Below are 6,236 nucleotides of genomic sequence, written 5' to 3'. Positions count from 1 at the left end.
GCGAGCTGATGGCCAAGTACCATGCAAGCCCATCAACCATCCAATGAGTGTGTTGCACTCAGAGTCTGCATCCGCCCAATCATTAATAATGCGCTTCCGGCAACAGTAGAAAAGCTGAACTATTCTGGTGGACACATTCAATCGTACCGGTGAGTGAGAGCGGTTCCACTGAGATAATTTGATAACGTCTACGGCGTGCCGTGCCAGCAGACAGCTTAGGCATTTTCCGCTAGGGTAGCGGCTCCCGCCACCAACCGAATATGCCTGATATGCAAGAGATACTGAACGAGATAGTCGCCGAGCTTGCGCAAGAGACCGAGCGCGGCAAAGTGGCCGACTACATTCCGCAGCTAGCCCACGTAGACCCCAGCCAATTCGCCATTAGCTTGGCCACGGTCGAGGGCGAGCGCTTTTCGGCTGGCTGCGCGACCACGCCCTTCTCGATTCAGAGTATTTCCAAGGTATTTACTTTGACCATTGCGCTGGGCAAATGGGGCGATGGGCTGTGGTCGAAAGTAGGTCGCGAGCCTTCCGGCGACCCTTTCAACTCCATCGTTCAGCTAGAGCATGAGGGCGGCAAACCGCGTAACCCGTTTATCAATGCCGGGGCTATTGCGGTGGTGGATGCCATCATGATGGGGCACGAACCCAAAGAGACCCTGGCGGAAATTTTGAGCTTTGTGCGTTACGTCGCCGACGACAACAGCATCTGTTTTGATCATCAAGTTGCCGCATCGGAAATGGAGCACAAACACCGCAACGCCTCGCTGGCCCACTTTATGAAAGCCTTCGGGCGGCTGCGACACGATGTTGATAAAGTGCTCGGCACCTACTTCCACCAGTGCGCCATCGCCATGAGCAGCGACCAGCTCGCACACGCGGGGCTATTCCTGGCTTCCGATGGGGTCAACCGTCCTAGTAACCTACGGGTGGTGTCACCCCAGCGGGCACGGCGGATCAACTCGCTGATGATGATGTGCGGCCACTACGACGCCTCGGGGGAGTTCGCCTTCCGGGTCGGCTTGCCGGGTAAAAGCGGCGTGGGTGGCGGCATTTTAGCCATCGCGCCGGGGCGTGGCTCGCTGGCGGTGTGGTCGCCAGGGTTAGATCGCTATGGCAACAGCCTGCTAGGGGCGCGGGCGCTGGAGATGTTCGTGCAGCGCACCGGCTGGTCTGTGTTTGGTCACTAGGCTTGGGCACTAGCTCCGAGCGCTTTCTTGCGATTCAAGGTGCTGAGCGGCTTCCCACGCCTGCACTTGGCGTTTCACCTCAAGCCCCCAGCGGTAGCCGCCTAGCGCGCCGCTTTGCTGAATCACCCGGTGGCAAGGAATCCACAGCGCCACCGGGTTTGCGCCTACCGCGTTCCCCACCGCCCGCGACGATTTCGGTGCCCCCAGTAGCTGGGCAATATGCGAGTAGCTAGCTAGCTGGCCATCAGGAATCATCAGCAGCGCGCGCCACACGTTCAGCTGAAAATTAGTGCCACGAACATGCAGCGACAGCGCCCCAGGTGCAGCGTTGTTCTTTGGCTCGAACAGTGCCTCCACCGCATAACGGGTTGCCTCTGGCTGGTGGTGCAACGTGCTGCGCGGCCACTCGGCGGCCAGCAGGGCGAGAATATCCGCCTCAGGTGTAGCGGCAAGAAAGCCCATTCGGCAAATACCCCTAAGCGTGGTGGCCACCAGCACCTCACCAAACGGCGTGGGGTGAATGCCGTAAGCAATCTCCACGCCCTCCCCTTGGCGCTTGAACTCCCCAGGGGTCACCGCTTCCAGCGTGACAAAATGATCGTAAAGCCGAGAGCCGCCACTTAGCCCCAGCGCTTGGGCGGTATCGGTGAGGCTCTGGGCAGAGGCAATCAACTGCTTACCCCGCGCCAGCGTCAACGCCTGTAAAAAGCGCTTAGGGCTAACGCCTACGTAGCGACAAAACAGCCGCTGAAAATGGAACGCACTTAAGTGCACCTGCGCCGCGACCGTGTCTAAACTTGGCTGCTGGGCAGCATTCGCCACCATAAAGGCCATGGCTTTTTCGATGCGGGCGTAGTCGTTCATTGCTTCTATCTCACAGAGAAAGTGACGGGATCGCGTGCATGCTTATGCAAGCTTACTCAGCTAAAGCGCCAAACCCCACCCGAATCTTGCGCACTGTTCTCACACCTTACAAATGGCAATAAATCACCAACAGTGGATGACCCAACTGCCGCTGTAACAGCTCCGTTTGCTGGGCGCTCACAGCTCCCGTTCTTGGGTTAATCGCCGTGAGCGAAAAACGCGAGAAGCCTTGCACAAAGGAGTAGACGAGTTGGTTCACGCTGGCAACACTTCCACAGCACGGCAGCGTTTGTGGCGTTAGCCCGAACCCACGCTCCAGGTCGTAATCCTGCTCCATCAGAAGATGCCATTGAGGAATCGTCAGTTCCTGCCCGCACACGTGGCAGCGCACGTACTCAAAATTACTGCCGCAGTCATGAAACTGCACGTACTCAGCTACCGCTGCCTCAATCGCCTCTGCCTCCGGCATCCACTGCCATAACGCCGCTTTCGCACTAGATACCTGCTGCTCAGTGGGCAGGTAGTGGGGGTCTGCTGGAATGAAAACGATGTAGTGATCACTCATCTACGACGATCCATAAAATGTGAGAGAAGCATAATTAGCAGCTAACCAGAACCACAATGGCGCAGTTGAGCGGCTTTCTATGCCAAAACAGCGCCCACTCACGAACAGGCACGCTACATAGTCTACGCTGGACAATACCCCTTCACACGCACAGTATGGGCCGCCGAAAGGATCGGCACTGCCATTTACGTCAGGAGGACACCATGGCCAGTCATACCCCCAATCACCGAGACGCGGTGAAACTACTCGCACGCTTAGGCTACGCCTCGCGGGGCGTGGTTTATTTACTAGTAGGCGGCCTAGCCGCGCTGGCAGCCTTTGGCCAAGGCGGCCAAACCGAAGGCAGCCGCGGGGCGCTGGAAAGCGTATTAACTGCCCCCTTCGGCAAAATAATGCTCGGCATTATTGCCCTTGGATTAATGGGCTATGCCATGTGGCGCACGCTGCAAGCGCTTCAAGACACCGACCACCACGGCAGCGGCCTAAAAGGGTTAGCAATTCGTGGGGGCCTACTGGTCAGCGCCGTCACTCACACGCTGCTGGCTTTTTTTGCCGCCAAGTTAATTGTTCGTCTGGGCAGTTCCAGTGGCTCGGGCGGTGGCTCTGAAAGTGCCGCCAGTTGGCTGATGCAGCAGCCCCTAGGGCGTTGGATGGTGGCGGCAGTGGGTGCAGCATTGATTGGCGCGGGCATCGCCCATGCCATTAAAGGCTGGAAGGCAAAATTTGACCGCCACTTCTCTATGCCCGCCCATGTGCAGCGCTGGGCTTACCCCGTATGTCGCTTTGGCCTGGCAGTGCGTGGCTTAGTCTTTGCGATTGTGGGCAGCTTTTTTATCATAGCCGCGTACCAATACAACCCTAGCCAAGCAGGCGGCACAGCAGAAGCTTTGAACGCCTTGAGAAACCAAGCGTTCGGCCAGTGGCTGCTGGCGTTTGTGGCCATCGGGTTATTCGCGTTTGGTATTTATAGCCTTATCACTGCTGCCTACCGGCGCATTAATCCTTCCGTATAACGGTCTCGACTCATGGCCTTTACATCAAAGCGAACCAAACAGTGGTTTGAGCGTATTAACGGCTCAAAAAACATGCTGTGGCTGCTCGCCATCCTCTCCTTTCTTGAAACCATTATTCTACCGATTCCCATTGAGCTGGTGCTGATTCCGCTCATGGCGGTGAACCGCCAGCGGATCTGGGCGATTGCCACCGCCACCACGCTGGGCTGCTTGGTGGCATCCATCGTTGGCTATGGCGTGGGCATGGTGTTGTACCAATCTGTGGGTACTTGGTTTATCGAGTTTATGGGGATGGAGCAGAGCTACCAAGCGTTCCAAGGCTTCTTCGACCAATACGGCTTCGCCGCCATTTTAGCGATTGGTATTTTGCCGATTCCGTTTCAGGTGGCGATGATTACTGCCGGGCTTTCCGGCTACCCTATTGTGCTTTTTGTATTAGCCGCATTGATTGCCCGTGGGCTGCGCTACTTAGGCCTTGCCTGGCTGGTTCACCGCTTTGGTCACCGAGTGGAAAGCATGTGGAAACGCCATGCGCTAAAAACCAGCCTGGCACTGGGTAGCGTGGTGCTGCTGTTAGTGCTGGGGATGCAGGCGCTGGCGGGGGTGATCGTTTAGTGCGATAGCACAACCATCGATGAGAATAAATCGCTGGCTGGGAGAGAACTCAAAAGCTATACACAAGTCTTACAAATAACACCCATTGTAGGAGTAAGGCATGAGCCGTACTGAACAGACCACTGAGAATGATACGCAGCGAACCCACTACCAGCCACGCGGGCTTTCAGACCGCATTGCCTATCGCCTTGTGAGGTTTATGCGCTTTTTTGCCGACGCGTTTTTCGCGGGCCGCTACGGTCACCGAGCGGTCATTTTGGAAACGGTGGCCGCCGTTCCCGGCATGGTGGGTGGTGCTATTCAGCACCTTCATGCGCTGCGACGCATCAAAGACGACGATGGCTGGATTCGTACCCTGCTGGATGAAGCCGAAAACGAACGTATGCACCTGATGACATTTATTGAAGTGGCTAAGCCTAACCGCTTCGAGCGCTTTCTTATTCTCGTCGCGCAAGGCATCTTCTTTAATCTGTTTTTCCTGCTGTATCTCTGCTCCAGCAAAACCGCACACCGGGTCGTCGGATACTTAGAAGAGGAAGCGGTATATAGCTATACCGAATACTTAGAAGGCATTGACCGAGGCGAATACGAGAACATACCAGCGCCACAGATCGCGATTGATTACTGGAAACTACCTCAAGATGCTCGCTTACGCGATGTGGTGATCGCCGTTCGGGCCGACGAGGCAGGCCACCGAGACACCAACCACGATTTTGCAGATCAGCTATCTTAATCAGTTCAGTTTTCCACCCACCGCGTCGCTACTAGCGGCGCAGTGGTTAAAGCGTTACCTATTCCATGTAGTAACCGCTGACTCGCCATTCACCGTTTTCTAAATGGGGAGTCACGACTTCCAGTCTCGATTGATTTTCAAAACGCGAACGAAACGTCAGTATTTTAAAATCACCTGCGGGGGCACCCGGCATAGACGTATATTGTGACACCCTAATCCGGTTGCGAGACTGCAAGGCACCTAAATCTTGGCGCGACAATGAAATGACACGTTGCAACATGGCAGGAGAAAGCGGCGTGCGCAACAAAGGCGAAGCGGCCTCCCAAGCTTCCTCATATTGGCTGTTATCTACTTTCGTTAACCACGCCAGCGCCGCCGCCTCGGCTGCCTGAACAGATGCCTGAGCGTGCGTTGTTAGCGTCAGCAAAGCAGCAGCAAAAAACACAGCGAAACATTTAGGCATAGCAGACTCTTTTGGTGGTTCAGAAAAGGCATACCTTTGTATTATCGGAAAGATGTAGGATTTCTTTAGCTTTCCAACAGTTGAAGTTGCATAAAACAGCTATTCGGATCAGGTAAGTAGCGTCCAAACGGCCCGCAGTACTCAAACCCAAACTTGGCGTGTAGCCGCCGTGCAGGCTCGAAGAAGGTCATCGACCCCGTTTCTAAGCTTATCTGCATACGCGATTCACCACACTAGGTATTTTATTCATGATCTAGTAGCAGCGTGCCGTACTCTTTTAACGGCTGGATCGCAAAGTTACTGCGAATATCACTCACGCCAGGTAATCGTAGCAACGTACCTGTTAAGAACGCTTCATACGCCGACAAACTAGGTACAACCACCTGCAGTAAAAAATCCGATTCCCCCGACACCAAGTGCGCTGTCACCACTTCGGGCAGCTGCACGACAGCATGCCGGAATGCATTAGCTTGCTCCTCATGATGTCGTTCTACCTTGATGCCTACAAATACCGTTAACTCTAAACCCACGCCACGCCGATCTAGCTCGGCATGGTAACCACGAATCACACCGCTCGACTCCAAGCGCCTCACTCGCCGTAAACAAGGAGACGGTGACAAATGTACTTTTTCAGCAAGCTCGACATTGGTAAGTCGAGCATCTTCTTGCAGCAACGCCAAAATGCGACGGTCGGTAGCGTCTAACTGGTTAATGGGCTTGGCCGCAGAAACTGAGTGCAACACCTGAGCATTTCGCTAAGGTGTTGTCCCATGTCTTACCTCGAACTCAGTAT

Annotated in this window: 9 protein-coding genes; 4 read left to right on the top strand and 5 right to left on the bottom strand. The window is 55.1% G+C overall.

Annotated features, from left to right (window positions below; translation table 11 throughout):
* Positions 1–269: 269 nt before the first annotated feature.
* On the top strand, positions 270–1,190 hold the full coding sequence (locus R0J87_RS18145; RefSeq protein ID WP_498887925.1) for a glutaminase: 921 nt from the start codon (positions 270–272) through the stop codon (positions 1,188–1,190).
* 9 nt (positions 1,191–1,199) lie between these two features.
* Here R0J87_RS18145 and R0J87_RS18140 read toward each other — a convergent pair whose 3' ends face one another.
* Together R0J87_RS18140 and R0J87_RS18135 are read right to left on the bottom strand one after the other, a co-directional pair.
* Positions 1,200–2,054, bottom strand: coding sequence for a bifunctional transcriptional activator/DNA repair enzyme AdaA (locus R0J87_RS18140; protein WP_498887923.1), 855 nt, complete (start codon positions 2,052–2,054; stop codon positions 1,200–1,202).
* A gap of 106 nt (positions 2,055–2,160) precedes the next feature.
* Positions 2,161–2,619, bottom strand: a complete 459-nt coding sequence (locus tag R0J87_RS18135; protein WP_498887922.1) for a hypothetical protein — start codon at positions 2,617–2,619, stop codon at positions 2,161–2,163.
* 203 nt (positions 2,620–2,822) lie between these two features.
* Here R0J87_RS18135 and R0J87_RS18130 point away from each other — a divergent pair, with 203 nt between their 5' ends.
* From R0J87_RS18130 to R0J87_RS18120, 3 genes are all read left to right on the top strand, one after another.
* Positions 2,823–3,632, top strand: a complete 810-nt coding sequence (locus R0J87_RS18130) for a DUF1206 domain-containing protein (protein WP_498887920.1) — start codon at positions 2,823–2,825, stop codon at positions 3,630–3,632.
* Positions 3,633–3,644: 12 nt separating this feature from the next.
* Positions 3,645–4,247 (top strand): YqaA family protein, encoded by a 603-nt coding sequence (locus R0J87_RS18125; RefSeq protein WP_498887919.1) that lies wholly within the window; start codon positions 3,645–3,647, stop codon positions 4,245–4,247.
* A 100-nt stretch (positions 4,248–4,347) separates the two neighbouring features.
* Complete coding sequence (locus tag R0J87_RS18120) at positions 4,348–4,980, top strand: alternative oxidase (protein WP_498887917.1); 633 nt, start codon at positions 4,348–4,350, stop codon at positions 4,978–4,980.
* 58 nt (positions 4,981–5,038) lie between these two features.
* Here R0J87_RS18120 and R0J87_RS18115 read toward each other — a convergent pair whose 3' ends face one another.
* The 3 genes from R0J87_RS18115 to R0J87_RS18105 all read right to left on the bottom strand — a co-directional run bounded on the left by R0J87_RS18115 (position 5,039) and on the right by R0J87_RS18105 (position 6,186).
* A complete protein-coding gene (locus tag R0J87_RS18115) occupies positions 5,039–5,443 on the bottom strand; it encodes a DUF4019 domain-containing protein (protein WP_498887915.1) in 405 nt (134 codons plus the stop codon).
* A gap of 65 nt (positions 5,444–5,508) precedes the next feature.
* Positions 5,509–5,661: a hypothetical protein gene (locus R0J87_RS18110; protein WP_498887913.1), complete on the bottom strand. Its 153-nt coding sequence runs from the start codon at positions 5,659–5,661 to the stop codon at positions 5,509–5,511.
* A 24-nt stretch (positions 5,662–5,685) separates the two neighbouring features.
* Entirely contained in the window at positions 5,686–6,186 is a 501-nt protein-coding gene (locus tag R0J87_RS18105) for an Lrp/AsnC family transcriptional regulator (RefSeq protein ID WP_498887912.1), read from the bottom strand.
* Between the last annotated feature and the right edge of the window lie 50 nt (positions 6,187–6,236).

It is taken from the genome of Halomonas sp. SIMBA_159, from assembly GCF_046536035.1.
Taxonomy (GTDB): domain Bacteria; phylum Pseudomonadota; class Gammaproteobacteria; order Pseudomonadales; family Halomonadaceae; genus Vreelandella; species Vreelandella venusta_A.
This window is presented reverse-complemented; position numbering and strand designations above follow the sequence as displayed.

Bases quoted from the DNA above. Each gene is read 5' to 3' on its own strand.
- R0J87_RS18145 (WP_498887925.1), top strand. From the start codon at position 270: ATGCAAGAGATACTGAACGAGATAGTCGCCGAGCTTGCGCAAGAGACC.
- R0J87_RS18140 (WP_498887923.1), bottom strand. From the start codon at position 2,054: ATGAACGACTACGCCCGCATCGAAAAAGCCATGGCCTTTATGGTGGCG.
- R0J87_RS18135 (WP_498887922.1), bottom strand. From the start codon at position 2,619: ATGAGTGATCACTACATCGTTTTCATTCCAGCAGACCCCCACTACCTG.
- R0J87_RS18130 (WP_498887920.1), top strand. From the start codon at position 2,823: ATGGCCAGTCATACCCCCAATCACCGAGACGCGGTGAAACTACTCGCA.
- R0J87_RS18125 (WP_498887919.1), top strand. From the start codon at position 3,645: ATGGCCTTTACATCAAAGCGAACCAAACAGTGGTTTGAGCGTATTAAC.
- R0J87_RS18120 (WP_498887917.1), top strand. From the start codon at position 4,348: ATGAGCCGTACTGAACAGACCACTGAGAATGATACGCAGCGAACCCAC.
- R0J87_RS18115 (WP_498887915.1), bottom strand. From the start codon at position 5,443: ATGCCTAAATGTTTCGCTGTGTTTTTTGCTGCTGCTTTGCTGACGCTA.
- R0J87_RS18110 (WP_498887913.1), bottom strand. From the start codon at position 5,661: ATGCAGATAAGCTTAGAAACGGGGTCGATGACCTTCTTCGAGCCTGCA.